Source organism: Neisseria sp. P0021.S007, from assembly GCF_051956855.1.
Window position 1 is genome coordinate 1 of sequence record NZ_JBQCXA010000595.1, and the last position, 662, is coordinate 662.

Genomic DNA, 662 nt, shown 5'->3' on the forward strand with positions numbered 1-662 from the left:
CCCTTTACCATGAGCGACGGTTTTTACACTGAGCGCATGATTTCGCAGGGCGTACAAACCATAGCTCCAACCGCCGCCGAACAAGACGAAATCCACCGCATTATTTTTGACGAACTGTGCCTGAACCGCATCCGCCCCGAATCCGCCCGCTACTTTTACGACTTGAGAGGTCGTCTGAAAAACGAAGGCGCGCAGGGCTTGATACTCGGCTGCACCGAAATCTGCCTGCTTGTGAACGAAACCGACAGCCCACTGCCCGTGTTCGACAGCACCGCCATCCATGCGCTCTCGGCAGTGGATGCGGCGCTGGCGGAATAATAAGTGGGACTCCTGATTAAACTGCTACGGAGTGGATTTGCCATTTCGTATCAGTTTATCCGTAGTCCCACCCATGATGCGGCAAACGCCAAATTTCACGATATGGATGTTATCCGCTTATGAGGAGTAAACTTTGTGAATAATGTTGACGGTTTTGCCTTTGCGGTTAAATTCCGTCTCGGTAGTAATGGCTGAAGCGCAATCCGAACCTTGGTATTTCATATCGATATGATTGGGATTTTTACGGCGCAGTTTGAGAGACCATTCGGAAATTTCGGGTTCGTTGCCGCATTCCATTTTTTCTTTTTTGTTCAAGGTCAGGTTTTTGCGCGGCAGGGTGGAAG

The 662-nt window shown here is 50.2% G+C and carries 1 protein-coding gene and 1 pseudogene; one reads left to right on the top strand and one right to left on the bottom strand.

Annotated features, from left to right (window positions below):
- On the top strand, positions 1-318 hold a 318-nt coding region (locus ACTHUR_RS14840), incomplete at its 5' end, for an aspartate/glutamate racemase family protein (protein WP_440399356.1).
- A 117-nt stretch (positions 319-435) separates the two neighbouring features.
- Here ACTHUR_RS14840 and ACTHUR_RS14845 read toward each other — a convergent pair.
- Positions 436-662, bottom strand: a pseudogene (locus ACTHUR_RS14845) (phage tail protein); the annotation flags it as partial.